This is a genomic window from Streptomyces sp. NPDC047974 (assembly GCF_040653375.1).
Classification (GTDB): domain Bacteria; phylum Actinomycetota; class Actinomycetes; order Streptomycetales; family Streptomycetaceae; genus Streptomyces.
Genome location: NZ_JBEZNU010000007.1, coordinates 118,032 through 141,015 on the forward strand (window position 1 = coordinate 118,032; position 22,984 = coordinate 141,015).

Annotated in this window: 24 protein-coding genes; 9 read left to right on the plus strand and 15 right to left on the minus strand. The window is 74.8% G+C overall.

The features are described from left to right. Positions 1-11 precede the first annotated feature (11 nt). Complete coding sequence (locus AB0E19_RS12785) at positions 12-617, plus strand: pyridoxamine 5'-phosphate oxidase family protein (protein WP_362177625.1); 606 nt, start codon at positions 12-14, stop codon at positions 615-617. 38 nt (positions 618-655) lie between these two features. Beyond that, positions 656-1,348 carry a L,D-transpeptidase family protein gene (locus tag AB0E19_RS12790; RefSeq protein ID WP_362177628.1) on the plus strand — a complete coding sequence of 231 codons (693 nt, stop codon included), beginning with the start codon at positions 656-658 and terminating at the stop codon, positions 1,346-1,348. Positions 1,349-1,364: 16 nt separating this feature from the next. Here the strand turns inward: AB0E19_RS12790 and AB0E19_RS12795 are convergent, their stop codons facing one another. Genes AB0E19_RS12795 through argC form a run of 5 tightly spaced genes read right to left on the minus strand, consistent with a single transcriptional unit; the run spans position 1,365 to position 6,213 of the window. Further along, positions 1,365-1,901 (minus strand): arginine repressor, encoded by a 537-nt coding sequence (locus AB0E19_RS12795; protein ID WP_362177631.1) that lies wholly within the window; start codon positions 1,899-1,901, stop codon positions 1,365-1,367. Positions 1,902-1,908: 7 nt separating this feature from the next. After that, on the minus strand, positions 1,909-3,123 hold the full coding sequence (locus AB0E19_RS12800; RefSeq protein ID WP_362177634.1) for an acetylornithine transaminase: 1,215 nt from the start codon (positions 3,121-3,123) through the stop codon (positions 1,909-1,911). Next, positions 3,120-4,025: an acetylglutamate kinase gene (gene argB / locus AB0E19_RS12805; protein ID WP_362177637.1), complete on the minus strand. Its 906-nt coding sequence runs from the start codon at positions 4,023-4,025 to the stop codon at positions 3,120-3,122. Before argB ends, AB0E19_RS12800 begins: the two co-directional genes overlap by 4 nt. Further along, positions 4,022-5,188, minus strand: a complete 1,167-nt coding sequence (gene argJ / locus AB0E19_RS12810) for a bifunctional glutamate N-acetyltransferase/amino-acid acetyltransferase ArgJ (protein WP_362177640.1) — start codon at positions 5,186-5,188, stop codon at positions 4,022-4,024. Before argJ ends, argB begins: the two co-directional genes overlap by 4 nt. Then, a complete protein-coding gene (gene argC, locus AB0E19_RS12815; RefSeq protein WP_189949556.1) occupies positions 5,185-6,213 on the minus strand; it encodes an N-acetyl-gamma-glutamyl-phosphate reductase in 1,029 nt (342 codons plus the stop codon). Before argC ends, argJ begins: the two co-directional genes overlap by 4 nt. Before the next feature lie 201 nt (positions 6,214-6,414). Between argC and AB0E19_RS12820 the strand changes: the two genes are divergently transcribed. The 4 genes from AB0E19_RS12820 to AB0E19_RS12835 all read left to right on the plus strand — a co-directional run bounded on the left by AB0E19_RS12820 (position 6,415) and on the right by AB0E19_RS12835 (position 8,997). After that, positions 6,415-6,963 carry a MarR family transcriptional regulator gene (locus tag AB0E19_RS12820; protein WP_362177644.1) on the plus strand — a complete coding sequence of 183 codons (549 nt, stop codon included), beginning with the start codon at positions 6,415-6,417 and terminating at the stop codon, positions 6,961-6,963. Beyond that, positions 6,960-7,418 (plus strand): MarR family transcriptional regulator, encoded by a 459-nt coding sequence (locus tag AB0E19_RS12825; protein ID WP_362177647.1) that lies wholly within the window; start codon positions 6,960-6,962, stop codon positions 7,416-7,418. Before AB0E19_RS12820 ends, AB0E19_RS12825 begins: the two co-directional genes overlap by 4 nt. A 168-nt stretch (positions 7,419-7,586) precedes the next feature. After that, positions 7,587-8,090, plus strand: a complete 504-nt coding sequence (locus AB0E19_RS12830) for a hypothetical protein (RefSeq protein ID WP_362177649.1) — start codon at positions 7,587-7,589, stop codon at positions 8,088-8,090. Between the two features lie 16 nt (positions 8,091-8,106). After that, the gene (locus AB0E19_RS12835) at positions 8,107-8,997 is read left to right on the plus strand and encodes an RNA polymerase subunit sigma-70 (protein WP_362177652.1); all 891 of its coding nucleotides are present in this window, start codon (positions 8,107-8,109) and stop codon (positions 8,995-8,997) included. Positions 8,998-9,001: 4 nt separating this feature from the next. Here AB0E19_RS12835 and AB0E19_RS12840 read toward each other — a convergent pair whose 3' ends face one another. From AB0E19_RS12840 to AB0E19_RS12855, 4 genes are all read right to left on the minus strand, one after another. Continuing rightward, complete coding sequence (locus AB0E19_RS12840; protein ID WP_362177655.1) at positions 9,002-10,162, minus strand: methyltransferase; 1,161 nt, start codon at positions 10,160-10,162, stop codon at positions 9,002-9,004. Positions 10,163-10,212: 50 nt separating this feature from the next. Continuing rightward, positions 10,213-10,791 carry a histidine phosphatase family protein gene (locus tag AB0E19_RS12845; protein ID WP_360603861.1) on the minus strand — a complete coding sequence of 193 codons (579 nt, stop codon included), beginning with the start codon at positions 10,789-10,791 and terminating at the stop codon, positions 10,213-10,215. Positions 10,792-10,859: 68 nt separating this feature from the next. Continuing rightward, positions 10,860-11,306 (minus strand): GNAT family N-acetyltransferase, encoded by a 447-nt coding sequence (locus AB0E19_RS12850; RefSeq protein WP_362177659.1) that lies wholly within the window; start codon positions 11,304-11,306, stop codon positions 10,860-10,862. 91 nt (positions 11,307-11,397) lie between these two features. Then, positions 11,398-12,831, minus strand: a complete 1,434-nt coding sequence (locus tag AB0E19_RS12855; protein WP_362177662.1) for a PLP-dependent aminotransferase family protein — start codon at positions 12,829-12,831, stop codon at positions 11,398-11,400. On the opposite strand from AB0E19_RS12855, the gene AB0E19_RS12860 reads away from it, so the two are divergent. Both AB0E19_RS12860 and AB0E19_RS12865 read left to right on the plus strand, forming a co-directional pair. Continuing rightward, entirely contained in the window at positions 12,830-13,771 is a 942-nt protein-coding gene (locus AB0E19_RS12860) for a DMT family transporter (RefSeq protein ID WP_362177665.1), read from the plus strand. The two genes, AB0E19_RS12855 and AB0E19_RS12860, sit on opposite strands and share 2 nt — an antisense overlap. A gap of 68 nt (positions 13,772-13,839) precedes the next feature. Next, entirely contained in the window at positions 13,840-14,037 is a 198-nt protein-coding gene (locus AB0E19_RS12865; RefSeq protein ID WP_362177668.1) for a DUF1918 domain-containing protein, read from the plus strand. Here AB0E19_RS12865 and AB0E19_RS12870 read toward each other — a convergent pair. After that, complete coding sequence (locus AB0E19_RS12870) at positions 14,034-15,359, minus strand: family 10 glycosylhydrolase (RefSeq protein ID WP_362177671.1); 1,326 nt, start codon at positions 15,357-15,359, stop codon at positions 14,034-14,036. The genes AB0E19_RS12865 and AB0E19_RS12870 overlap by 4 nt on opposite strands. A 198-nt stretch (positions 15,360-15,557) precedes the next feature. Between AB0E19_RS12870 and AB0E19_RS12875 the strand changes: the two genes are divergently transcribed. Next, positions 15,558-16,418, plus strand: coding sequence for a 3-hydroxybutyryl-CoA dehydrogenase (locus AB0E19_RS12875; protein ID WP_362177674.1), 861 nt, complete (start codon positions 15,558-15,560; stop codon positions 16,416-16,418). A 118-nt stretch (positions 16,419-16,536) separates the two neighbouring features. On the opposite strand, the gene AB0E19_RS12880 is transcribed toward AB0E19_RS12875, so the two are convergent. From AB0E19_RS12880 to AB0E19_RS12900, 5 genes are all read right to left on the minus strand, one after another. Then, complete coding sequence (locus tag AB0E19_RS12880) at positions 16,537-17,067, minus strand: NUDIX domain-containing protein (RefSeq protein ID WP_189949579.1); 531 nt, start codon at positions 17,065-17,067, stop codon at positions 16,537-16,539. A 62-nt stretch (positions 17,068-17,129) separates the two neighbouring features. Beyond that, the gene (locus AB0E19_RS12885; protein ID WP_362177678.1) at positions 17,130-18,470 is read right to left on the minus strand and encodes a transcriptional regulator; all 1,341 of its coding nucleotides are present in this window, start codon (positions 18,468-18,470) and stop codon (positions 17,130-17,132) included. Positions 18,471-18,753: 283 nt separating this feature from the next. Continuing rightward, a complete protein-coding gene (locus AB0E19_RS12890; protein WP_362177681.1) occupies positions 18,754-19,839 on the minus strand; it encodes a PP2C family protein-serine/threonine phosphatase in 1,086 nt (361 codons plus the stop codon). A gap of 227 nt (positions 19,840-20,066) precedes the next feature. After that, positions 20,067-21,164 carry an NAD(P)-binding domain-containing protein gene (locus tag AB0E19_RS12895; protein WP_362177684.1) on the minus strand — a complete coding sequence of 366 codons (1,098 nt, stop codon included), beginning with the start codon at positions 21,162-21,164 and terminating at the stop codon, positions 20,067-20,069. Between the two features lie 115 nt (positions 21,165-21,279). Further along, positions 21,280-22,947, minus strand: coding sequence for a LuxR C-terminal-related transcriptional regulator (locus AB0E19_RS12900; RefSeq protein ID WP_362177687.1), 1,668 nt, complete (start codon positions 22,945-22,947; stop codon positions 21,280-21,282). Between the last annotated feature and the right edge of the window lie 37 nt (positions 22,948-22,984).

Genomic DNA, 22,984 nt, shown 5'->3' on the forward strand with positions numbered 1-22,984 from the left:
AAGATGGACCCATGGGAAAAACATACGAACGCATTGACGGGCGACTGCGGACCTTCATCGAGGAGCAGCCCCTCTACTTCGTCGCCACCGCCCCGCTCTCCGGGGACGGGCACGTCAACCTCTCGCCCAAGGGACGCCGGGGCACCCTCGTCGTCCTCGACGAACTGACCCTCGCCTACGTCGACTTCGGCGGCAGCAGTGCCGAGACCCTCGCGCACCTCCGCGAGCCGGGCAACGGGCGGATCACCCTGATGTGGACGTCCTTCTCCGGTCCGCCCACCGTGGTGCGGGTGCACGGCGACGGGGAGGTGGTGCTGCGGGACGATCCGCGCTGGGCCGAGCTCTTCGGGCGGTTCCCCGAAGAGGCCGTGAAGGACCAGATCAGCGCCCGGGCCATCGTCCTCGTGCACGCGCGGCGGGTCAGCGACTCCTGCGGGTTCGCCGTGCCGGTGATGGAGTACCGGGAGGAGCGCTCGCTGCACGCCGACTTCTTCAACCGGAAGACGGACGAGGAGTTCAACGCCTACTGCGAGGGCAAGGAGCACATCGCCACCAGCCTCGACGGACTGCCCGCCCTTCCGCTGCCGCTGCCGCCGCTCCCCCACTCGGGCCAGTAGCGTGGCCGGTGGCCCCCGGGCCGCCTAGCGTCGCCGCCATGCGTACCCTCCTCGCGCTCGGCGCCGTGCTGTTCTCGCTCGCCTCCGCCCCGGGTCCCCCGACCGCGCCGCTGCCCGCGCGGATGGCGGACACCGGCGGCGGCTCCCAGCTGATCACCGCCGTCGCCGCCGACGCCTCCGCCACCACCGGGACGGTCACCTGGTGGGACCGGCGGGGCGGGCGGTGGCTGCGGGCGGGTTCCGCGCCGGCCCGGTTCGGCGCGAACGGGCTGGCCGAGGGGGCCACCCGGCGGCAGGGGACGAACACCACGCCGACCGGCCTGTACGACCTGCCGTACGCCTTCGGGATCCGGGCCGCGCCGGCCGGGACCCGCTACCGGTACGTACGGGCCACCGAGGACTCGTGGTGGTGCCAGGACAACGACTCACGCACGTACAACCGCTGGGTCGAGAGGCTCCCGGCGGACTGCCGCCCCGCGGAGGCCGAGCACCTCGTCGCGTACGGGACGCAGTACGCCCACGCGCTCGTCATCGGCTTCAACTACGCCCGCCCGGTGCGGATGCGCGGCGCCGGGATCTTCCTGCACGTGAACGGGAAGGGCGCGACGGCCGGCTGCGTCTCCGTCCCGGCGGACGCGATGCGGGCGGTCCTCGCCTGGGCCGATCCGGAACGGCGGCCGCACATCGCCGTCGGCACCCGGCGGGGTCCGACGGCGATCGTGCGGTACTGAGGCTCCCGGGCCGCGCTCAGCCGCCCTTCTGCGCCAGGCGCAGCAGGTGGTCGGCGAGGGCCTGGCCGCCGCTGGGGTCGCGGGAGATGAGGAGCAGGGTGTCGTCGCCCGCGATGGTGCCGAGGATGGCCTGGAGCTCGGCCTGGTCGATGGCCGACGCGAGGAACTGGGCGGCGCCCGGCGGGGTGCGCAGCACCACGAGGTTGGCGGACGCCTCGGCGGAGATGAGGAGTTCGCCGGAGAGGCGGCGCATCCGCTCCTCCTTGGCGGACTCGCCGAGCGGGGCCTGCGGGGTGCGGAAGCCGCCCTCGCTGGGGACCGCGTAGATCAGCTCGCCGCCGGTGTTGCGGATCTTCACCGCGCCGAGCTCGTCGAGGTCGCGGGAGAGCGTCGCCTGGGTGACGCTCAGCCCGTCGTCCGCGAGGAGCTTGGCGAGCTGGCTCTGCGACCGCACCGGCTGCCGGTTGAGGATGTCGACGATCCTGCGGTGGCGTGCGGTGCGGGTCTGCGGGACCGACGGCCCTCCGGGCTCGTTCCCCTGCGCGTCGGTCATCGTCGCCTCATTCTCCGGTCGTTCCTTGCCCGTTCGCCTCGTACGCCTCGTACGCCTGCTGGAGGACGGCCGGAAGCACCCGGAGGAAGGTGTCCGCCTCGGCGTCGGTGAGGACCAGCGGAGGCATGATCCGTACGACGTCGGGGGCGGGCGCGTTCACCAGGAGGCCGGCGTCCTGAGCCGCCTGCTGCACCTGGGGCGCGAGGGGCTCGGTGAGCACGATACCCAGCAGGAGGCCCGCACCACGGACATGGGAGACCAGCGGGTGCCCGAGGGCCTCGATTCCGGAGCGCAGCCGCTCGCCGACGGCCTTGACGCGGTCGAGGGCCGCGTCGGCGCCGAGGGTGTCCAGGACGGCGAGGCCGGCGGCGCAGGCCACCGGGTTGCCGCCGAAGGTGGTGCCGTGGTGGCCGGGGGCGAAGAGCTCGGCGGCCGCGCCGAAGGCGACGGTGGCGCCGAGCGGCAGCCCGCCGCCGAGGCCCTTGGCGAGGGTGACGACGTCCGGGTCGACGCCCTCGTGGGCCTGGTGCTCGAACCAGTGGCCGCACCGGCCGATGCCGGTCTGCACCTCGTCGAGGACGAGGAGGGTGCCGGTGGCGCGGGTGATCTCCCGGGCCGCCTTCAGGTAGCCGGGCGGCGGGACGACGACGCCGTTCTCGCCCTGGATGGGCTCGATGATGACGAAGGCCGTCTCCTCGGTGACGGCGGCGCGCAGCGCCTCCACGTCGCCGTACGGGACGTGGGTGACGTCGCCGGGCAGCGGCAGGAACGGGCCCTGCTTGCCGGGCTGGCCGGTGAGGGCGAGGGAGCCCATGGTCCGGCCGTGGAAGCCGCCGGCGGTGGCGACCATGTGGCTGCGGCCGGTGAGCCGGCCGATCTTGAAGGCGGCCTCGTTGGCCTCGGCGCCCGAGTTGCAGAAGAAGACCCTCCCGGGGCGGCCGGCGAGCTGGAGCAGCCGCTCGGCGAGCGCGACGGGCGGTTCGGCGACGTAGAGGTTGGAGACGTGGCCGAGGCTCCGGATCTGGCGGGTGACCGCCTCGACGACGGCCGGGTGGGCGTGGCCGAGGGCGTTGACGGCGATGCCGCCGACGAAGTCGAGGTACTCGGTGCCGTCGGCGTCCCAGACCTTGGCGCCCTCGCCGCGGACCAGGGGGAGGCGCGGGGTGCCGTAGTTGTCCATGAGCGAGCCCTGCCACCGCTCGGTCAGCTGCTGGTTGCTCATGATTCCCCCTGTCCGTCCGGCACGACCATCGTGCCGATGCCCTCGTCGGTGAAGATCTCCAGCAGGATGGAGTGCTGGACGCGTCCGTCGATCACGCGGGCCGTGGTGACCCCGTTCCGTACGGCGTGCAGGCAGCCCTCCATCTTGGGGACCATGCCGCTGGAGAGCTCGGGCAGCAGCTTCTCCAGCTGGCTGGCGGTGAGCCGGCTGATGACCTCGTCGCTGTTCGGCCAGTCCTCGTAGAGGCCCTCGACGTCGGTCAGGACCATCAGCGTCTCGGCGCCCAGCGCCGCAGCGAGTGCCGCAGCCGCCGTATCAGCATTGACGTTGTAGACATGTCCGTCGTCCTGGGAGCGGGCGATGGAGGAGACGACCGGGATGCGGCCGTCCTCCAGGAGCGCCTGGATGGCGCCGGTGTCGATGGCGGTGATCTCGCCGACGCGGCCGATGTCGACGCGTTCGCCGTCGATCTCCGGCAGGTGCTTGACGGCGGTGATGGTGTGGGCGTCCTCGCCGGTGAGGCCGACGGCGAGCGGGCCGTGCTGGTTGAGCAGCCCGACGAGCTCGCGCTGGACCTGGCCGGCGAGCACCATCCGTACGACGTCCATGGCGTCCTCGGTGGTGACCCGCAGGCCCGCCTTGAACTCGCTGACGATGCCGTGCCGGTCGAGGGCGGCGCTGATCTGCGGGCCGCCGCCGTGCACGACGACCGGCTTGAGGCCGGCGTGGCGCAGGAAGACGACGTCCTGCGCGAAGGCCGCCTTCAGCTCCTCGTCGATCATGGCGTTGCCGCCGAACTTGATGACGACCGTCTTGCCGTGGTGACGGGTGAGCCAGGGCAGCGCCTCGATCAACGTCTGGGCCTTCGGGAGGGCGGTGTGCTTCCGCGTGGCGTTGGTCACGACGAGTACGCGCTGTTCTCGTGGACGTAGTCGGCGGTCAGGTCGTTGGCCCAGATCACGGCGGACTCGGAGCCGGCGGCGAGATCGGCGGTGACGACGACCTCGCGGTAGCGCATGTCGACGAGGTCGCGGTCCTCGCCGACGGAGCCGTTGCGGCAGACCCAGACGCCGTTGATGGCGACGTTCAGCTCGTCGGGCTCGAAGGCGGCGGAGGTGGTGCCGATGGCGGAGAGGACCCGGCCCCAGTTGGGGTCCTCGCCGTGGATGGCGCACTTGAGGAGGTTGTTCCGGGCGATGGAGCGCCCGACCTCGACGGCGTCGTCCTCGGTGGCCGCGTTGACCACCTCGATGCGGATGTCCTTGCTGGCGCCCTCGGCGTCGCCGATGAGCTGGCGGGCGAGGTCGGCGCAGACCTCCCGGACGGCCTCGGCGAAGTCGTCCTGGGCGGGGGTGGCGCCGGAGGCGCCGGAGGCGAGGAGGAGGACGGTGTCGTTGGTGGACATGCAGCCGTCGGAGTCGACCCGGTCGAAGGTGAGCCGGGTGGCGGTGCGCAGGGCGGCGTCCAGGCCCTTGGCGTCGACGTCGGCGTCGGTGGTGAGGACGACGAGCATGGTGGCGAGGCCGGGGGCGAGCATGCCCGCGCCCTTCGCCATGCCGCCGACCGTCCAGCCGTCCTTGGAGACGACGGCCGTCTTGTGGACGGTGTCGGTGGTCTTGATGGCGATGGCGGCCTTCTCGCCGCCGTGCGCGGAGAGTTCGGCGGCGGCCTTCTCGACGCCCGGGCGGAGCTTGTCCATGGGGAGGAGGACGCCGATGAGACCGGTGGAGGCGACGGCGACCTCGCCGGCGCCGACCTCGGTGCCCTGCCCGCTGAGGACCTCGGCGACCTTCTCGGCGGTGGCGTGGGTGTCCTGGAAGCCCTGGGGGCCGGTGCAGGCGTTGGCGCCGCCGGAGTTGAGGACGACCGCGGTCAGCTCGCCGTCGGCGAGGACCTGCTGGGACCAGACGACCGGGGCGGCCTTGACGCGGTTGGAGGTGAAGACTCCCGCGGCGGCGCGGCGCGGCCCGGTGTTGACCACGAGGGCCAGGTCCGGGTTGCCGTTCTGCTTGATCCCGGCGGCGATGCCCGCCGCCGTGAATCCCTGCGCTGCGGTGACGCTCATGGAGCGACTCCAATCGTGGAGAGTCCGGTGTCCTCGGGAAGGCCGAGGGCGATGTTCATGCTCTGCACCGCGCCGCCGGCGGTGCCCTTGGTGAGGTTGTCGATGGCGCTGATCGCGATGATCCGGTGCGCGTTCGCGTCGTACGCGACCTGGATGTGAACGGCGTTGGAACCGTGGACGGACGCCGTCGCGGGCCACTGGCCCTCGGGGAGGAGGTGGACGAACGGCTCGTCCGCGTACGCCTTCTCGTAGGCGGCGCGCACGGCCTCGGCGGTCGTGCCGGGCTTGGCGGCGGCGGTGCAGGTGGCGAGGATGCCGCGGGGCATCGGGGCCAGGGTGGGGGTGAAGGAGACGGTGACCCGCTCGCCGGCGGGGCCGGAGAGGTTCTGGATCATCTCGGGGGTGTGGCGGTGGCCGCCGCCGACGCCGTACGGGGTCATGTTGCCCATGACCTCGCTGCCGAGGAGGTGGGGCTTGAGGGCCTTGCCCGCGCCGGAGGTGCCGGAGGCGGCGACGATCACGGCCTCCGGCTCGGCGAGCCCGCCCGCGTACGCCGGGAAGAGGGCGAGCGAGACGGCGGTGGGGTAGCAACCGGGCACCGCGATGCGCTTGGACCCCTCCAGCGCGGCGCGGGCGCCCGGCAGTTCGGGGAGGCCGTAGGGCCAGGTGCCGGCGTGCGGGGAGCCGTAGTAGGTCTCCCAGTCGGCCGGGTCCTTCAGCCGGAAGTCGGCGCCCATGTCGACGACGAGGACGTCCGGGCCGAGCTGCTCGGCGACGGCGGCGGACTGGCCGTGCGGGAGGGCGAGGAAGACGACGTCGTGGCCGGCGAGCTCCTCGGCGGTGGTGGGCGCGAGGACGCGGTCGGCGAGCGGCAGCAGGTGCGGCTGGAGGCCGCCGAGCTTCTGTCCGGCGTTGGAGTGGCCGGTCAGCGTGCCGATCTCGACGTGGGGGTGGGCGAGGAGAAGGCGCAGGAGTTCCCCGCCCGCGTATCCGCTCGCGCCCGCGACTGCTGCTCGTACCGTCATCAATACCCTCCTCATGGATGGCATGACTATACGCGTCGCCGTAGTTTTATGCAACGAAGGTCATGGGACTTCACTCCCCAGGGTGCGGGGCGGGGCGGCGGGGCGCACCCCGTGCCGCCGGAGGGGAGGCGCGACGGGGGCGCCCGCGCCCGGCGGGGAATCTAGTAGCCATGTACATAGTAGCCATGTACCGTATCTGTCATGAGCAAGGGTTCCCCGGGTCCCACGCCCGGCTTTCTGGTGTGGCGGCTCGCCAACAAGTGGCGGGTCGCCGTCGACCGCGCGGTGGCCCCCCTGGGCCTCACGCACGCGCAGTACTCCCTGGTCGCCTCGCTCCACGGCATGCGGCGCACCGGCGAACGACCCAGCCAGCGGCAGCTCGCCGACCACACCGGCATGGAGGCGCTGTACGTCTCGAAGCTGGCCCGCTCCCTGGAGTCGGCCGGGCTGATCGAGCGCACCCGCGACCCGCGCGACCCGCGCGCCGTGCGGCTCTCCCTCACGGACGAGGGGGCGACCGTCGCCCGGCAGGCCGTCGACGTGGTGCAGGACCTGCTCCAGCAGCTCCTGGAGCCGCTGGGCGGGCTGGACGCCTCCCGCACCCGCGCCTTCACCGAGGAGCTGACGACCCTGCTCGACGTACCGCTCGTTCCCCCCGGTCCCCGGCCCGGAGCCACCACCCCTCCCGCGACCGCCGGCCCGGACCCGGACACCGACACCGACACCGACACCCAAGGGGCAACGCCATGACCACCACCGCGGCACCCGCCGACGCCCGCGCCCTCGGCCTCGCGCACTACGCCGCCCGCGGCGTCCTGGAGCACGTCCTGGCCCGGCACGGCGTCACCTTCACCCAGCAGGTCGCCCTGCGCACGGCGGTGACGGCCGAGGGCCCGCTGACCCCCGACGAACTCGTCGCCCGGATCGGCGCCACCCTCAAGACCGTCCCCGCCGACGCCCACGCCGCCCTCGACGCGCTGCGCGGACGGGAGCTGCTCCTGGCGGACGGCCCCCATCTGCTCCCCACCGAGGCGGGAAGCGCGCTCCTCGCCACCGTCACCGCCGAGACCGCCCCCCTCTCCGCCCGCGTCTGGGGTGACATCCCCGCCGAGGACCTGGCCGCCGCCGGCCGCGTCCTCGCCCTCGTCACGGAACGCGCCGACCGGGAACTCGCTGCCCTGACCGCGACGAGCGCCGGACGCTGACCACCCCCTCCCCTCCGCGAGACCGGCGCCCTCCGTGCCGGACGCTCGCCCGGCAGCTCCTGAACGGCCGAGGCGACCCGGCGGCCGGACGCACGCGCCTGCGGTCCCCCCGCCGGAACTGTGGCCTCCGTCATGGCGTCCCGCGGTCCGTGCCGATGAGGTCGTCGGATGGTGATCCTCGGGCTGCTGGTGGTCGTGCTCCTCCTGTCCTTCGGGCTGGCCGGCCACGGCTTCGGCCGCCTCGGCCGGGTCGGGGTGCGGAGGGCCGACCGGGACACCCGCCTGCGGTGCGGGGCCGCCCTGGCGGCGGCGGGCGCGGCGGCGCTGTACGCCTGGGGGCTGCTCGGGGTCGGCCTGGCGGTGCTGTCCACGGACGACAGCGGGACCGACGCGTTCCCGATCCGGCCCTGCCGGGTCGCCGGCGCGCCGGAGGCGGCGGGAGACGTCGTCGGGCACCGGGTCTCGTACCTCCCGCCCCGGTACGTCTGCGTGCGGAGCGGCGGCGGGACGTACGCGACCGACGACGGGCCCGGCTATGTGGGGCCCGGCGTCCTGGGACTCGTGGGGGCCGCGGCCGTCTGTCTGCTGCTCGCCGAGGCGTCGGCGGGGCGCTCGCCGGGGGCGGCGTCACAACGGCCGCCGGCGGACCGTCAGTCCGGTGACGGCACCTGACGAGAATCGAGGCCCCATGCAGGACGACGCTGTGGTGACCGCGCTGGGCGCGCGGTTCGACGCCGACGAGGAGCGGCTGCGCGGGGTGGCCCTGCGGTTCCTGGGCGGCGGGGCGGAACGGGAGGCGGAGGCCGTCCTCGCCCGGGTCAGGGACGGCCTCGGTACGGACACACCGGGCCTCGCGGGGCTCTGGCTGACGGCCCTGGTGATCCGCGCGTGCCGCGAGGGCAGCGGGCACGCGCGCGGGGTGGACGGAAGCGGGACCGGGCACGACCGCGGCGCCGGGACCGACCGCGGCGCCGGGACCGACCGCGGGATCGAGGCCGACAGCGGGATCGGGGGCGGGCTGTCGTACGACGGTGCGGACGACGCCGTGCTGCTGGGGTTCCTCGCCGTGCTCGGCCGGCTCGGGTCCCGCGAGCGGGTCGCGTATCTCCTTCACGACGTGTTCGGGCTGGCGCCCGGCGAGGCCGCCCGGGTCATGGGCGGCTCCGCGGCCGAGGCCGCCCGGCGGGCCCGGTGGGCGCGGGAGCGGCTGCGCGGCGGCGGAGCGCCGCCGGAGGCGCCCCCGGGGCGGCGGCTGGTGGACGCCTTCCTGGCGGCCGCACGCGCGCGGGACGCCGCCGCCCTCGCCGTACTCCTGGATCCGGAGGCGGTCCTCCACGGGGAGCGGGGGCCGGTGCACGGGGCCGCCGCCGTGGCCGTCGCGGCGGCGGCGCTGGCGCGGCCGGGCGCGCTGGTCCGGCCCGTGCTGGTGGACGGCGCCGTCGGGGTGGTGGCGTCCGAGGCCGGACGGCCCGTCGCGGCGCTGGCGTTCGCGTTCCGCCGGGACCGGATCGTCGGCGTCGACGTCACGACCGGCGAGGAGCAGGTCCGGGCCCTGGACCTGGTCTTCCCCGAGGCGTGAGGCGTCAGCGCCGTACCGCGCGCAGCACCACGAACTTCGGGTCGCTCGCGACCAGTTCGCTGTTGCCGAAGATGCGGCGGAGGGTGACGTGGTAGCCGAGGTGGCGGTTGCCGACGACCCACAGTTCGCCGCCGGGCGCCAGCGCCCTGCGCGCGTCGGAGAACATCCGGCGGGCGGTGCGGTCCGTGGTGGCCTGGTGGCTGTGGAACGGCGGGTTGTTGAGGACGAGGTCGAGGGTGCCCTCGGGGACGTCCGCGAGCCCGTCGGCGACGGCGAACTCCGCCGTGCGGCCCTCCCCCGCGTGGGTGCGGAAGTTCTCCTCGGCGGAGGCGACGGCCTGGTACGACTCGTCGGTGAAGAGCAGTTCGGCGTCGGGCTCGGCGAGGGCGACGGCGAGGCCCACGACGCCGTTGCCGCAGCCGAGGTCCGCCACGCGCGCGTGGCCGAGGTCCGTCGGCAGGTGGCCGAGGAGGAAGCGGGTGCCGATGTCGAGGCGGTCGGCGCAGAAGACGCCCGCCTGGTTGACGACCGTGCGGCCGGCGAGCGCCGGGGCGGGCGTGTCGGCGGGGAGCGCGTACCGGTACGGCCACGGGTTCGGCCCGGGCTCGGCGGACGGGTCCGGGGTGGTGTGGATCAGCCGGGCCTTCTTCACCGCGAGCGAGGTGCGGGTGGGGCCCAGGATCCGTTGGAAGAGGGTCAGGGTGGAGGTGTGGATCTCCTTGACCATGCCGGTGCCGACGACCACCGTCCCCTCGTGCACGGCGGGGGCGAGCCGGTGCAGCTGGTCCTCCAGGAGCGCGAGGCTCTTGGGGACGTGGACGAGCAGGACGTCGATCCGGGCGGGCGGCGGGTCCTGGGTGGTAAGGAGCCGGACGGTGCCGGGGGCGGCGCCGGCCCGCGCGAGGTTGGCGCGGGTGGCCTCCCGGCCGAGGTACGAGTCGGAGATCTGGACGAGCTCCCCGGGCCCGGCGGCCGTCAGCGCGGTGACGAGCGCGCCCCAGCGGTCGCCGAGGACGGCGACGGTGCCGGAGAGGCCGGTGCCGGTCTCGGCGAGGTGGTTCAGCAGGTACTCGTCGGCCGCGTCCCAGGCGCGCAGCGGATCGCGCGGGTCCTCGGGGTGGCGGGTGAGGGTGACGTCGCCCCATGGCGTGGTCAAACGGTTCATCGTGCCCCCAGGCTAGCCGCTCCGCCCCGGCCGCCCGCCCGTCGCGCCGGTCAGCGCAGCGCGGGCGCGTCCAGGTGGAGGTGCCAGGCGCCGGGGCGGCCGACGAGGGTGACGGTCGACAGGGGGCGGACGTCGACGCTCCAGTAGGTGGCGGGGGCGGCGCGGAGCGCGTAGACGAGGGCGGCGCGGACGACGGAGGGTTCGGCGACGGCGACGACGGTGACGTCGTCGGCGGGGCGGGTGTCGAGCCAGTTGCCGATGCGGGAGATGAAGGCGAGGAGGGGTTCGCCGCCGTGCGGGGCGGAGCGGGCGTCGGCGAGCCAGGCGTCGACGGCGGCCGGTTCGAGGGCGGCGACCTCGGCGAGGGTGAGGCCGCGCCAGCGGCCCATGTCGCAGTCGCGCAGCGCGGGCTGGGCGAGCGGGGCGTAGCCGAGGGCGGTGCCGGTGGCGCGGCTGCGCGGTGTCGGCGCGCAGTAGCGGAGTTCGGCGGCGCCGAGCGGGAGGAGCGCGGGCGCGGCCTGCTGCACCTCGTACCATCCGGCCTCGTCGAGCGGCCGGTCGTCGTCGAAGCGTTCGGCGAGCAGGGAGGAACTGCGCGCCGCCGCGACCAGCGTGACCCGAAGACCCATGGCCGCGATCGTGAGGCCGGTGGGGCCACGGGTCAAGGGGCGCGGCGGGGGGACCGGGAGGCCCCGCTTCACTGGTGCCCGAGAGCCATCCACTTGTCCGGATTCTCCAGTGGCCTGAATCCGACCTTCTCGTAGACGCCATGGGCGTCCGCGGTGGAGAGCAGCATCCGGCGGAGTCCGTACGTCTCCTCCAGGTGGTCGAGGGCGGCGTCGACCAGGGCGGTGCCGAGGCCGGCACCGCGGGCGGGGCGGTCGACGTAGACGTCGCAGAGCCAGGCGAAGGTGGCGCCGTCGGTGACCACGCGCGCGTAGGCGGCGATCTCGCCGGTGTCCCGGTGGTAGGCGCCGAAGTTGAGCGAGCCGGCGATGGCCCTGTCCTGCTTCTCCCGTGGCCGGCCGACGCCCCAGTAGGTGTCGGTGGAGATCCAGTGGTGGACGCGGGCGGCGTCGATGCGGGCGGGGTCGGCGGAGATCTCGTACGGCCCGTGGAAGGTGCCGGTGGTGGTCTCGGTCATGGCTGGAGGATGCCGAAGCCGCGGGCGCGTGTCAGGCGGGTTTTCCGGGCCGGCGGGGTGGTCGCGCGCGGCCGGCCCGGCCCGGCGGGCGTCACGGAAGGAGTTCGTCCATGGCGGTGCGGAGCCTGCGGACGCCCTCGGTGATCTCCGTGGGCCCGGCGACACCCGCGAAACTCAGCCGGATGTGGCCGGCCGGCGGTTCGGCGCAGAAGTAGGGCCGGCCGGGGGCGGCGGCGACGCCGGCGCGGAGGGCGGCGGCGAGGAGGGCGGGCTCGGGGAGGGTGTCGGGGAGCCGGAGCCAGAGGTGGTAGCCGCCGGAAGGGATGTGGGGCAGGGCGAGTTCGGGGAGACGGAGGGTGACGGCGGCGGTGAGGTTGTCGCGGCGGGCCTTCAGCTCCTGGGAGACGGTCCTCAGGTGGCGGGACCAGGCGGGGGCGCCGACGAGTTCCAGGGCGGCCTCCTGGAGGGGGCGGGGGACGAAGAAGCTGTCGACGACCTGGATGGCGCGGAGGCGCTCCAGGACGGGGCCGCGGGCGGCGAGCGCGCCGACCCGGAGGCTCGCCGAGGTGATCTTGGTGAGGGAGCGGACGTGGACGACGACGCCGTCGGGGTCGTCGGCGGCGAGCGGCGCGGGCAGCGGCGGGGCGTCCTCGTGGACGAGCCGGCGGGCGAAGTCGTCCTCGACGACGAAGGCGCCGGCGGCGCGCGCGATGCGGACGACCTCGCGGCGGCGCTCGGGCGGGAGGACGGCGCCGGTGGGGTTCTGGAAGAGCGGCTGGCAGACGAGGACGCGGGCGCCGGTGGCACGGAAGGCGGCTTCGAGGAGGTCGGTGCGGATGCCGTCGGCGTCGGTGGGCACCGGCACCGGGCGCAGTCCGGCGGCGCGGGCGACGGCGAGCATGCCGGGGTAGGTGGGCGACTCGACGAGGACGGGGGTGCCGGGCGCGGCGAGCGCGCGGAGCGCGGTGGTGAGGGCGGACTGGCCGCCGGCGGTGATGAGGACCTCGGCGCCGGTGACGCCGCCGCCGATCTCGCGGGCGAACCACTCGCGGAGTTCGGTGAGGCCGTCGGAGGGCGGCCGACCCCAGGCGCCGGGGCGGCGGCCGGCCCGGGCGAGGGCGGCGGCCAGGGCCCGTTCGGGCTGGAGGGAGGGGTGGAGGTAGCCGCCGTTGAACTCGACGACGCCGGGCGGGGGCGCGGCGAGCGTGACGAGGACGCCGGAGGCGTCGACGGCGCGGGGGACGAGTTCGGTGGCGGCGTCGGCGCTGAGGGCCAGCTCCTGCCAGGAGGTGTCGCCGGTGGCGGCCGGGGCGGGTGCCTCGGCCTTGAAGGCGCCGGCGCCGGGCCGGGTGACGACCAGGCCCTCGGCGGCGAGCCGGGCGAGGGCGCGGGTGACGGTCACCGGGGAGACGTGGTGGCGTTCGACGAGGGCCCGACTCGACGGCAGCTTTCCACCTGGAGAGTAGCGGTCGAGCTCCGCTTTCAGGGTTTTCGCCAGTTCGGCCACACTGCTACGCTCATGCATGAGAGCACAGAATAGCGCTACTGCCCCGATGACGATAGCGGTCGACGCCAGGCCGGAAAGCGCTCCGGTGGCCGCGGCGGCCCCCGGAAGCCAGGGCACCCTCCTCGCGCTCCTCGGCGTGGTCTCCTTCTCGCTGACCTTCCCCTCGACGGTGTGGGGCCTGGAGAGCTTCGGCCCCTGGTCGCTGGTGGCCGTGCGCTCCACGCTCGCCGCGCTGATCGCCGGCGCCTTCCTGCTGGCCGGCCGGGTCCCGCTGCCGGAGCGCCGCCACTGGGCGGGGCTCGCGGTGGTCGCCGGCGGCGTGGTGGTGGGCTTCCCGCTGCTGACCACGCTCGCCCTGCAGACCTCCACGACCTCGCACGCCGCCGTCGTCGTGGGCCTGCTGCCGCTCGCCACGGCCGCCCTCGCCGCCGTGCGGACCGGCCGCCGTCCGTCGCGCACCTTCTGGGCCGCCGCCGGCGCCGGCGCCGCCGTCGTGATCGCGTTTACCGTCCAGCAGAGCGGCGGCGCGCTCTCCACCGGTGACCTCTACCTCTTCGGCGCGCTCCTCGTCTGCGCCGCCGGCTACACCGAGGGCGGCCGGCTCGCCCGGCTGATGCCGGGCTGGCAGGTGATCGGCTGGGCGCTGGTGCTGTGCCTGCCGCTGATGGTCCCGGCCTCGGCGGTGGCCCTCGCCCTCGAACCGGTGCACCTCACCGCCCACGGCGTGATCGGCCTGGTCTGGGTGGCGGCCGGCTCCACCTTCTTCGGCCTGTACGTCTGGTACCGCGGCATGGCGGCGATCGGCATCCCGCGCGCCAGCCAGCTCCAGCTCGCCCAACCGCTCCTGACGCTGTTCTGGTCGGTCTTCCTGCTGGGCGAGTCCCTGCCGCCGGCCGCGCCGGCCGCGGCGGTCGGCGTGCTCGTCTGCATCGCGGTGACCCAGCGCGCGAAGAGCTGACGCGACGGAGAGCGGTGACCTGCGTCACAATGACAGACAGAGGCCCTACGCGCGCGAGGAGGTCACCGATGCAGGCGAGTGTGGGCGACAAGCTGCTGGTGCACGGCCGGACCGTAGGTCAGCACGACCGTACGGCCCAGGTCCTCGAGGTGAAGGGGGAGAACGGCGCTCCCCCGTACAAGGTCAGGTTCGACGACGACGGTCACGAGGCGCTGATGTCGCCCGGTCCCGACACCGTCGTCCGTCACCACGGCGAGCAGCACTAGGGAGCGGACTCCGGGCTCGCGGCGCGCGGCCCGCGGGCCCGCACCGGGTAGTGGTCGGCCACGGCGGCCGCGAGGGCGCCGTTGCGGTCCCGTGCGACCTCGGTCGCCGCGAAGTAGCAGTGCCCGCCGACGCCCGGCCGCCCGGCGGCCAGCGCGAGGTGCCGTGACAGCTCCCGCGGGTCCTGCCACGCCTCGGGCTGGTCCGGGTCGCCCGCCTTGTACAGCGCCTCGCCGACGTAGAGGCCGACGCCCGTACCCTTTACCGTCGCGTTCCACCAGTCGAGGAGCGTGGTGTAGTCGGTGGCGGAGTGGCCGATGTGCCAGTACAGCTGCGGCACCACGTGGTCGATCCACCCCTCCCGGATCCACTTGCGGGTGTCCGCGTACAGGTCGTCGTAGGTCGCCACCCCGCCCCGGGTGTCGGAGCCCGCGGGGTCGTCGGCGCGGTTCCGCCACACCCCGAAGGGGCTGACGCCGAAGGCGAGGCCGGGCTTGATCTCCTTGATCCGCGCGGACATCTCCGAGACCAGCAGGTCGGTGTTGTGCCGCCGCCAGTCCGCGCGGTCGGGGAAGTCCGCGCCGTGGCGGGCGTAGGCGCCGTCGTCCGCGAAGCGCTCCCCCGCCACCGGGTACGGGTAGAAGTAGTCGTCCCAGTGGACGGCGTCGAGGTCGTAGCGGCGGACCGCGTCGAGCATCGCGTCCTGGACGAAGCGCCGGACCTCGGGCAGCCCGGGGTCGTAATAGAGCTTCCCGCCGTAGGCCACGGTCCAGTCGGGGTGGCGCCGGGCCGGGTGGGAGGCGGCGAGCCGGGCCGGATCCGTGTGGTTCGCCACACGGTACGGGTTGAACCAGGCGTGCAGCTCCAGGCCCCGCGCATGGGCCTCGGCGACCGCCGTGCCCAGCGGGTCCCAGCCGGGGTCGCGGCCCTGCGTGCCGGTGAGGCACTGCGCCCAGGGCTCGTGCGGCGAGGGCCACAGGGCGTCGGCGGTGGGCCGCACCTGGAGGACGACCGCGTTGAGCCGCCGCTCCACGGCCTTGTCCAGGTGGGCGAGGAGCTCGGCCTTCTGCTCCCGGGCGGAGAGGCCGGCGCGGGACGGCCAGTCGCGGTTGGCGACGGTCGCCACCCACACGCCCCGGAACCGGAAGCCGTCGGCCGCCGCCTCCGCGGCCCGGTCCGCTCCGGGCTCCGTCCCCGACTCCGTCACCGGGTCCGCTCGCGGCTCCGGGGCCGGGTCCCGTCCGCGTACCCCGCGACGCTCCGCGGCGGCGCCCGGAGCGCCGCTCCCCACGACGGCGAATGCCGCTCCCGTGGCGGTCGTCACAAACCCTCTTCTCCCGATAGGCCGCACTTGTACCCCTCAGCTGTCGGACACGTCACACCCCCGGGGACAGCATGCCCGCCTCCGACCGATCGATCATCGCGCGAATCGGAGTAACGTCATGGGGTCGAGGCGTGCGCACCGGAATCACACGGGGGCTCGCCGCCAGAGAAGAGCGAAAGGCACGAGGTGACGGACTCCATGGCCGACATTGAGCGCGTCGGAGTGGTGGGCTGCGGCCAGATGGGCGCGGGCATCGCAGAGGTGTGTGCCCGGAGCGGTCTCCAGGTGAAGGTGGCCGAGACCACCGGCGAGGCGCTGGAGATCGGCCGCACGCGGCTGCTGAACTCGCTGACCAAGGCCGCCGAACGCGGCAAGATCAGCGAGGAGGAGCGGGACGCGGCCCTGGCCAACCTGTCCTTCACGACCGACCTCGGGGAGTTCGCCGACCGCGACCTCGTCATCGAGGCGGTCGTCGAGAACGAGCAGGTCAAGACCGAGATCTTCCAGGTGCTCGACCAGGTCCTGACCCGGACCGACGCCATCCTGGCCTCGAACACCTCCTCGATCCCGCTGGTGAAGCTGGCCGTGGCGACCTCCCGCCCCGACCACGTCATCGGCATCCACTTCTTCAACCCGGCCCCGGTGCAGAAGCTCGTCGAGCTGATCCCGGCCCTCACCACCTCCGAGGGCACCATCAGCCGGGCGCAGGCCTTCGCCGAGAAGCTGCTCGGCAAGCACGCGATCCGCGCCCAGGACCGCTCCGGCTTCGTCGTGAACGCCCTGCTCGTGCCGTACCTGCTCTCCGCGATCCGGATGTTCGAGTCCGGCATCGCGAGCCGCGAGGACATCGACAACGGCATGGAGTACGGCTGCGCCCACCCGATGGGCCCGCTGAAGCTCTCGGACCTCATCGGCCTGGACACGATCGTCTCGATCGCCGACTCGATGTACTCCGAGTTCAAGGAGCCGCTGTACGCCGCTCCCCCGCTGCTCCAGCGGATGGTCGACGCGGGCCGGCTCGGCCGCAAGACGGGCTCGGGCTTCTACGTCTACGCCTGACCCACCCCGACGCCCCCGGCGTCCCCCTGTTGTCGCTCTCCGCGGCAGGAACGGCTCGCACCCCCGCACAGGTACGAGCCGTTCCGTCTTTTCCGCCTCCGGCCCCGCTCCCGGGACGTCAGCCGAGCCGCAGGTGGTGCAGCATCAGCAGCCCGGCCGCCATGTTCGCCGCCGGGACCTCGCCGCGGGCGATCAGCTCCGGGACCTCCTTCAGCGGCACCCAGGCGCGCCGCGAGGACTCGAAGCCGTCGGCCGGCGGACCGGTCCAGGTGGCCCGTTCGGTCCAGTAGAGGTGGTGCCGGGCGTCGCTGAGCCCGTTGGAGGGCTCGACGGTGAGGAGGTGGCGCAGCGGCCCCGGCCGCCAGCCGGTCTCCTCCTCCATCTCGCGGGCGGCGGCGGCCTCGGGGGTCTCGCCGTCCTCGACGACGCCGGCGGCCAGCTCCCAGCCCCAGCTGTCGGTGATGAAGCGGTGGCGCCAGAGCATCAGGACCTCGTCGGCGTCGTTGACGACGGTCGCGACGGCGACGGGGCGGAGTCGGATCAGATAGTGGTCGAGGTGGCGGCCGTCCGGGAGTTCGACGTCCGCGAGGTTCACTCGGAACCAACGGTTTTCATAGACGGAGCGTTCACTCAGTTTCGTCCACTGCACGTTCTTGCCACCTTCCGACTGGTAGGCGCGTGTTCGGTGGCAATATCGCAGCAGCTGAACGGTCAGAGCGGAACGCGCAGCGCCCCGTCGATCAGCGCCGCCGCCTCCCGGGCGTCCCCCGTGTCACAGGCGAGGAGGTGCTCCCGGGCCTGCCGGAGCCGGTCCCGCAGCCGGCGCGACTCCATCCCGCGCGCCCGCTCGGTCATCTCGACCGCCGTCCGCGCCGCCGATTCCGCCTCGCCCTGCCGCAGTTCGACCTGGCAGAGCAGCGCGAGCCGGTGCACCCGGCCCCGGTCGTGCGAGGGCGTCCCGGCCGCCCGCGCCGCGTGCTCGTACGCCCCCGCGAGATCACCCAGACTGAGGAGGGCCTCGGCGACCTGTACGTTGACGAGCCCCGGCTGGACGTAGCCGGTCTCGGCCGGTTCCGCCGCCGGCGTGATCCGGTCCGCCGCCCGCTCGGCCCGCAGGATGCAGCCGAGCGCCGCCGCCCCGTCGCCGAGCCGGGCGTACGCCTTCGCCTGCATCGCCGTCAGATCGGCGGCGAGCGCCGGGGTGATGGTCCCGTCCGCGGCCCGCAGCGCCGCCTCCGCGAAGGCCACCGCCTGGCGGAACTCCCCGAGGAGCAGCGACTGGTTGACCATCAGCGCCACCACGTAGGCGCCGAAGGCCCGGTCCCCGCTGGCCTTGGCGAGCCGCAGCGCCTGGTGGAAGTAGCGCTGGGCGAGCCCGTGGGCGTCGGCGTCGTAGGCGCAGATTCCGGCCACCGCCACCAGCCCGCCGGTGGCGCGGTGCAGGGAGCGGCCCAGGGCGTCGCTGTACGAGCCGCGCAGCCGGGGGGCGGCCTCGGTGGTGAGGAAGCCGACGATCCGGGCGCGGGTCGCGATGCCGCCGGCCTTGCGGTACATCTGCTCGTAGTGGGCGCGGGCCGCGCTGAGCAGGGCGATGTCGGCGGGTTCGACCCGGGTCAGGCCGGTACGGGAGACGTCCGTGTCCTCCGGCGGGTTCTCCCACTCCCACACCGGCATCACCGCGGGCGTGCCGGTCACCGCGGGCGCGCACGCGAGGTACGGGCGCTGCTGCTCGTCCGAGCGCCACAGCGCGGTCGCCCGGTCGACGAAGCCGTTCAGCGGGGTGCCGGGCGCGGGCGGCCCGCCGGCGGGCACGCCGAGCCCGATGTCGTCGAGGGTGACGGGCCGGCGCAGCCGGGCCGCGAGCACCTCGCAGATCAGGTCGGGCACCTGGCCGCGCGGCCGCTGTCCCTTCAACCACCGTGCCACGGCGGTGTGTTCGTAACGCAGGGCAAGTCCCCTGGCCCGTCCGGCCCGGTTCACACGGTCGGCGAGCCCGGCGTGGGAGACGCCCGCCTCGTCCAGGAGGGCGTCGAGCAGGGTGTTGGGCTGCATGGCCCCTCCGGTCGCTCGGTGAACTCAGCCTAGCGGTGGCCGAATTCGCCCGGTGCGATTTCGCACGGGGTGTGAATGAAGTACCCGTTCTTCCGGTCCGTGCGCGCTGCCGCCGCCGGGGCCGTACCGGTTGACTGGGCTTCCTCGCCGGGAAGGCGAGGAACGACCGGGCCGCCGGCTCCCCCTCGTACAGTGCGGCCGCCCGGTCCGCGTCGCCCGCCCCGCCGATCTGCCCGACACTCCGTGGCGGGGCGGGCGGCGCCCGTACCCCCGGACCCTCCGCTCAGCAGTGGGTGGAGGGAGCGGGCCGGGGCCGGCGCAGCCCGGGTTCGGCGGGCTGCGCCGGCACGCGGACGCGGTCGTTGCGGACGACGAGCAGGGCCACGTCGTCGTCGAGGCGGCCGCCGGTGTGCCGGAGCAGCGCCTGGTGGACCTGGCGGACGACGCCCTCGGGCGGCCGGCCGGCGCTCCGGGCGAGCACGGCCTCCAGGCCGAAGAAGCGGCCCCGGTCGTCGCGCGCCTCCTCCGCCCCGTCGGTGTGCAGCACCAGCGTCTCGCCGGCGAGCAGCCGGGCGCCGGTGTACGGGACGAGTGCGGCCGGCAGCGGCAGCACGCCGAGCGGCGGCAGCGGCTCCCCCACCGGCAGTCGCTCCACCCGGTCGCCGAGCCGGTACGGGGCGGGGTGGCCGCAGTCGAGGACGGCGAGCCGGCCGTCGGCGCGGACCTCCAGGAGCAGCAGCGTCACGAACTCCTCGGCCACCGGGTGCTCGGGCGCGCCTCCGCCGCCGGCCGGGTGCTCGTCGCGCGCCCGCTCCCGCAGGTGCCGCTGCAGCGCCCGCTCCAGTCTCCGCAGCACCCCGCCGAGTTCGGCCTCGTCGTGGGCGGCCTCCCGGAAGCTCCCCAGGACCGCGACGACCGCGCCCAGGGCGGCCAGCCCGTGGCCGCGTACGTCTCCGATCACGATCCGCACGCCGTACGGGGTCGCCACCGCCTCGTACAGGTCGCCGCCGACCGAGGCGCCGCGGGTCGCCGACAACTGCCCGGCGGCCAGGGCGAGTCCGTCGAGCCGGGCGGGCGGGGGGCGCAGCAGCACCTGCTGGGTCGCCTCGGCGACGGCCCGCACCCGCGCCAGCTCGCGCCGCAGCTGCCACCGCACCCCGAGGATCAGGCCCGTGCCGACGGTGAGGAAGACGATGCTGGTCGCGATCCGCATCGGCAGCCCCGGCTGCCGGGCCAGCGGGCAGCCGAACTTCCAGGCCACCGCCACCGCCCCCCAGCCGACGGGGAGCGCGAGCGGGGCGGTCCCGCGGAGCCGGGCGCCGAGGGCGGTCCCGGTACGGCCGCGGCCGCTACGGCTGGTACGGATCATGTACGGCCCTTCCCGAGCCCCGACAGCGCCCGCAGGCCCTGCGGCACACAGGTCCGCCCCTGTGGCCGCGTCGATTCTGCCGACCGTACGGACCGCAGGGGAACAGCCCCCGGCGATCTCACCCGAAGGAGTGAGCGCCCCCGGCGCGCCGCCCCGCGCCAGGCCCACGCCACCCGCACAGACACGGGAGGTCCGCACGGGTGATCAGGGCAGGGGGCGCGGGGCCGTCAGGCGTGCGCCGCCTCGCGCCGCTCCGCGACGCTCCCGGAGCGCGGGTGCCCCACCAGGTGGCGCACGACATACTCGGCGTCCCGGCCCGCGCCGCCGATGAGCATGGAGGCGAAGGCGTACTGGAAGGCGAGGCCGACGAAGTACAGACCGGGCGCGGTGTCGACGACGCCGCGGTGCTCCAGGGGCCAGCCGTCCTCGCCCGTGACGGGCAGGTCGATCCAGGAGAAGTCCTGGCGGAAGCCGGTGCACCAGACGACGTTGGTGACGTCGAGGACCCGGCCGCCGTCCAGGACGGGCAGTCCGTCGCGCACGCCGACGGTCCGCTCGGGGACGAGTTCGACCCCGGCGCCGGTGAGGTCGGCCTTCTTGACGCGGATCAGCGGGCCGCCGTGCTCCCTGACCTCGGGGCGCATCCGCCGGCCGATCGGCGTGCGCAGGGTCAGCAGGTGCCGGGCCAGGAACCACAGCACCGGGAAGACCGCGTGCGCCGCCCGGCCGTGGATGTCGAAGGGCACCTCGCCGTGGATCGTGCCGCTCAGCACCGTCGGATGGCCTCCCTTCCCGGCCTCGTACGCGAGGTCGCCGCCGGGGCTCAGCTGCCCGGGGTTCCGGTAGGCGCTGGAGTGCAGCTGGGTGATGCGCGGGTCGAGCCCGGCGGCGAAGCCGGGGACGTACGGGGTGCGGCCGAAGGTGCCGGAGGCGACGACGACGTGGTCGCAGACGTAGGTCGTGGTGCCGGTCTCGACGACGTACCCGCCGTCCGTCCCGGCGAGGCGGGTGACGCGCTCGCCGGTGCGGACCGGCAGGTGGAAGGTCTCGGCGTACGTCTCCAGGAAGTCGGCCATCTCGTCCTTGGTGGGGAAGGACATCGGCGGCGCCGGGAAGCGCATCCCCGGCAGGGAGGCGATCTTCGCCGGGCTGTACAGCCGCAGCGAGTCCCAGTGGCAGCGCCAGTTGTCGCCGACGCGGGCGCCGCCGTCGAGGACGACGAACGGCCGGCGGTGCCGGGCGAGGTGGTAGCCGGTGGAGAGACCGGCCTGACCTGCGCCGATGACGACCGTCTCGATGCGTTCCATCCTGCCGGTGCGGTTCATGGCGGGCCTCCTCGTGCGTGTCCGAGCCCGGCTGCCTCTCTGTGTCCGACCCTAGGGATCCGGGGACGGCGGCGCTTCGGGCGAACGCCCCAATCGCCCGGGCGGCGGCGATGGGTCATTCTGCCCACCGCCGGCCGACCAGATCGTGTTCGTAGGCGTACGCGGTGGCCGCCGCGCGGGAGGAGAGGCCGAGCTTGCCGAAGATGTTGCTCAGGTGCCGGGCCACGGTCTTCTCGCTGAGCACCAGATCGGCGGCGATGGCGTGGTTGGTGCGGCCGGTGGCGACGAGCCGCAGGACCTCCACCTCCCGGGGACTGAGCCCGGTGGCGGTCTCCGGCTCCCTCCGGGTCAGCGCGTCGAGCCGGGCCAGGTCGGGGGTCGCGCCGAGCTCCCGGAAGGCCTGACGGGCCGCGTCCAGTTCGAGCCGCGCCGTGCCCGCGTCGCCGAGCCGCCGCCGGGCGAGCCCCAGGAGCACCCGGGTACGGGCCCGGTCGTACGGGGCGTCGATCTCGTCCCAGATCCCCCCCGCCTCCAGGAGGGCGTCCAGGGCCCCGGCGGGCTCGCCCTCCGCCAGGAGCACGGCCCCGCGGGCATGCGCGGCGACCGCCGCGAGGAGCGGGGCGCCGAGCTCTCCCGCGGTGCGCGTCAGCTCGTCGACGGCCTCCCGGGCGGCCGCCGCGTCCCCGGCCGCCAGCATGATCTCCGCGTACGGGGCGAGCAGCCGCGCCCGGCGCAGCCGGTCCGGCGTCTCGGCCAGGGCGGCGCGGATGGCCGCGGCCGCCGCGTCGACCCGGCCCTGGGCCAGCCACATCAGGGCGAGGCCCGGCTGGGCCCGGTGCCCGCACGCGCCGGCCTGCCGGAACGCCTCCTCGGAACGGGCGAAGGCGCCGCGCACCCGGTGCAGCTCGGCCTCCTGGTACAGCGCCGTGCCGAGGACCGCCCGTCCCGGCGTCCCGGCGAGCCGTTCGCGGGCCCGCCGCGCCTCGTCCAGGGCGTCCGGCCAGGCGCCGTGCGTCTGCAGGACGTGGGAGCGGTGGACCAGGCACTGGCCCCGGTAGGGCACCAGGTCCGGCTGGGCGGAGCACCAGTGGGAGAGCGCCGCCGTCCACTCCTGGGCGCGGCGCAGGTCGAAGAGCTCCTCGCAGGCCTCGATGACGCTGCAGTAGACGAGGCCGGTGACGAGCGGCGAGAGCCGGCCGGAGCTGACCGCCACCATGGCCTCGTCGAGCAGGGCCGTCCCGGCGGCGGTGTCGCCCGCGTAGACCAGCGCCCGGCCCTGGCCGTGCCGGGCCAGCGTCACCAGGTCCTGGTCGCCGAAGCGCTCACCGATCGCGGCGGCCTCGCCGAAGCGGGCGTGCGCGGCCCGGGGGTCCTTGTGGACGAGCCGCAGACCCTGGGGGAAGAGCAGATAGCCCCGCTCCACGCAGTCGAGCCCGTCGTCCTCCAGGAGGCGCGCGGCGCGGGCGAGCCAGCCGCCGCCCCGGGCCGTCTCCCCGCGCAGCAGCAGCGGGAGGGCCGCCCAGAAGGCGCAGCGCACGGCGGGGGCGGTCGCGCCGAGGCCCAGGTAGGCGTGGTGGGCCCGCTCGGTGGCGGCGCCGCTCTCGGCGTCGCGGCCCACCAGGTAGGCGGCGGTCGCGAGGCGGACGAGGTCGTCGGGGCCGAGCGGCTCCGCCCGGTCGGCCTCCGCGAGCGCGCGGTAGGCGTCCGACCACGCCTGGCGGTCGAAGGCGTCCCGGGCCCGCTCCACTTCCACGGCCACGTCCATGACGGCTCCCACCACCATTGGACCGCACCTCCGCGGACTTGTCAGGCCGGGCGGG

What these genes read in the sequence shown, in the direction of transcription:
- AB0E19_RS12785 (WP_362177625.1), top strand. Translation starts at nt 12, where the DNA reads ATGGGAAAAACATACGAACGCATTGACGGGCGACTGCGGACCTTCATC.
- AB0E19_RS12790 (WP_362177628.1), top strand. Translation starts at nt 656, where the DNA reads ATGCGTACCCTCCTCGCGCTCGGCGCCGTGCTGTTCTCGCTCGCCTCC.
- AB0E19_RS12795 (WP_362177631.1), bottom strand. Translation starts at nt 1,901, where the DNA reads ATGACCGACGCGCAGGGGAACGAGCCCGGAGGGCCGTCGGTCCCGCAG.
- AB0E19_RS12800 (WP_362177634.1), bottom strand. Translation starts at nt 3,123, where the DNA reads ATGAGCAACCAGCAGCTGACCGAGCGGTGGCAGGGCTCGCTCATGGAC.
- argJ (WP_362177640.1), bottom strand. Translation starts at nt 5,188, where the DNA reads ATGAGCGTCACCGCAGCGCAGGGATTCACGGCGGCGGGCATCGCCGCC.
- argC (WP_189949556.1), bottom strand. Translation starts at nt 6,213, where the DNA reads ATGACGGTACGAGCAGCAGTCGCGGGCGCGAGCGGATACGCGGGCGGG.
- AB0E19_RS12820 (WP_362177644.1), top strand. Translation starts at nt 6,415, where the DNA reads ATGAGCAAGGGTTCCCCGGGTCCCACGCCCGGCTTTCTGGTGTGGCGG.
- AB0E19_RS12825 (WP_362177647.1), top strand. Translation starts at nt 6,960, where the DNA reads ATGACCACCACCGCGGCACCCGCCGACGCCCGCGCCCTCGGCCTCGCG.
- AB0E19_RS12830 (WP_362177649.1), top strand. Translation starts at nt 7,587, where the DNA reads ATGGTGATCCTCGGGCTGCTGGTGGTCGTGCTCCTCCTGTCCTTCGGG.
- AB0E19_RS12835 (WP_362177652.1), top strand. Translation starts at nt 8,107, where the DNA reads ATGCAGGACGACGCTGTGGTGACCGCGCTGGGCGCGCGGTTCGACGCC.
- AB0E19_RS12840 (WP_362177655.1), bottom strand. Translation starts at nt 10,162, where the DNA reads ATGAACCGTTTGACCACGCCATGGGGCGACGTCACCCTCACCCGCCAC.
- AB0E19_RS12845 (WP_360603861.1), bottom strand. Translation starts at nt 10,791, where the DNA reads ATGGGTCTTCGGGTCACGCTGGTCGCGGCGGCGCGCAGTTCCTCCCTG.
- AB0E19_RS12850 (WP_362177659.1), bottom strand. Translation starts at nt 11,306, where the DNA reads ATGACCGAGACCACCACCGGCACCTTCCACGGGCCGTACGAGATCTCC.
- AB0E19_RS12860 (WP_362177665.1), top strand. Translation starts at nt 12,830, where the DNA reads ATGAGAGCACAGAATAGCGCTACTGCCCCGATGACGATAGCGGTCGAC.
- AB0E19_RS12855 (WP_362177662.1), bottom strand. Translation starts at nt 12,831, where the DNA reads ATGCATGAGCGTAGCAGTGTGGCCGAACTGGCGAAAACCCTGAAAGCG.
- AB0E19_RS12865 (WP_362177668.1), top strand. Translation starts at nt 13,840, where the DNA reads ATGCAGGCGAGTGTGGGCGACAAGCTGCTGGTGCACGGCCGGACCGTA.
- AB0E19_RS12875 (WP_362177674.1), top strand. Translation starts at nt 15,558, where the DNA reads ATGGCCGACATTGAGCGCGTCGGAGTGGTGGGCTGCGGCCAGATGGGC.
- AB0E19_RS12885 (WP_362177678.1), bottom strand. Translation starts at nt 18,470, where the DNA reads ATGCAGCCCAACACCCTGCTCGACGCCCTCCTGGACGAGGCGGGCGTC.
- AB0E19_RS12890 (WP_362177681.1), bottom strand. Translation starts at nt 19,839, where the DNA reads ATGATCCGTACCAGCCGTAGCGGCCGCGGCCGTACCGGGACCGCCCTC.
- AB0E19_RS12895 (WP_362177684.1), bottom strand. Translation starts at nt 21,164, where the DNA reads ATGAACCGCACCGGCAGGATGGAACGCATCGAGACGGTCGTCATCGGC.
- AB0E19_RS12900 (WP_362177687.1), bottom strand. Translation starts at nt 22,947, where the DNA reads ATGGTGGTGGGAGCCGTCATGGACGTGGCCGTGGAAGTGGAGCGGGCC.